Genomic DNA, 1,198 nt, shown 5'->3' with positions numbered 1-1,198 from the left:
GGAAACAGCGCGTAGCTCTGGAACACCATCGCGACGCCGCGCTCGGCGGCCGGCACGTCGTCGACGCGGCGGCCGTCGATCGACAGCTCGCCCGCGCTCAGATCCTCGAGCCCGGCGATCATGCGCAGCAGCGTTGATTTCCCACAGCCGGACGGCCCGAGAAACACGCAGAACTCGTGCGCGCCGATCTCCAGATCGACGTCGCGAATGACCGGCGCGTGCTCGCCATAGGCTTTCTGCACGCGTCGCATCGAGATGCTCGCCATTGTCTCCGCTCCATGTTCTAATGCGCCGTACTGCTTGATTAAGCGCTTAATCATCGCGATCAAAAAAAGGGGCGATGCGATCGCGGCCGAGTCGCGCCCGTTGGTCGGGCGGCAAGGTGTCCGGCGATAGTGCGCCGCTTCGGTGAGCGAAGCAAATACTGGATCGACGTCTCATATAGTGGGCAAACGATGGCAACACTGGATGAAGTGGCGCGCCGCGCCGGTGTGACGGCCGCGACGGTGTCGAACGTGCTGCGCGACCGCGGCCGGGTCGGCGACGCGACGCGGGCACGGGTGCTCGATGCGGTCGACGCGCTCGGGTATCGGCCGCATCTCGCCGCGCGGGCGCTGGCGGAAGGGCGCGCGCCGACGGTTGCGCTGATGGTATCGAGCATCGCGAACCCGTTCTATCCGGAGTTCGCGTTGGCGGTCGAGCGCGCGGTACGCCGCAACGGGCAGTTCCTGATCGTCTGCAATACGAACGAAGATCCGTTGCAGGGGCGCGCGTATCTCGACCAGATCGCCGGCACGATCTCCGAGGGGATTCTCGTGACCAACGCGAACCTGCATCTGCCGGACCTGCTCGACGTCGCGCGGCGTGGCGTGCCGGTCGTGCTGTGCCTGTGGGAGCGACCCGAGGCGCCGCCCGACGGGTTGCCGTGCGTGGCGATCGATTTCCGCGAGGCGGGACGGATCGCGACGCGGCATCTGCTCGAACTCGGTCACGAGAAGATCGGCGTGATCGTCGGCGGCGCGGCGTGCGGCGTGCAGGCGGCGCGCTACGACGGCTTCGTCGACGTGATGCGCGACGCGGGGCTCGACGCGTCGATCGTCGCGGCCGAGCGCGATTCGATCGAAGGCGGCCTCCGTGCGGCAGGCCGGCTGCTCGATGCGCACCCGCGATTGACCGCGCTGGTCGCGACCAACGACCT

Annotated in this window: 2 protein-coding genes; one reads left to right on the top strand and one right to left on the bottom strand. The window is 67.9% G+C overall.

The features are described from left to right. On the bottom strand, window positions 1-266 hold a 266-nt coding region (locus JMF90_RS37850; protein ID WP_201326421.1), incomplete at its 3' end, for an ATP-binding cassette domain-containing protein. Window positions 267-455: 189 nt separating this feature from the next. Between JMF90_RS37850 and JMF90_RS37845 the strand changes: the two genes are divergently transcribed. Then, the coding region (locus JMF90_RS37845; protein ID WP_201326420.1) for a LacI family DNA-binding transcriptional regulator at window positions 456-1,198 on the top strand (743 nt) is incomplete at its 3' end.

The sequence above is a fragment of the Burkholderia sp. E168m23 genome, assembly GCF_016586125.1.
In the GTDB taxonomy this organism is placed as follows: Bacteria; Pseudomonadota; Gammaproteobacteria; order Burkholderiales; family Burkholderiaceae; genus Burkholderia; species Burkholderia orbicola.
The sequence above is the reverse complement of the archived record's forward strand: the minus strand, read 5'-3'. Positions and strand labels throughout refer to the sequence as shown.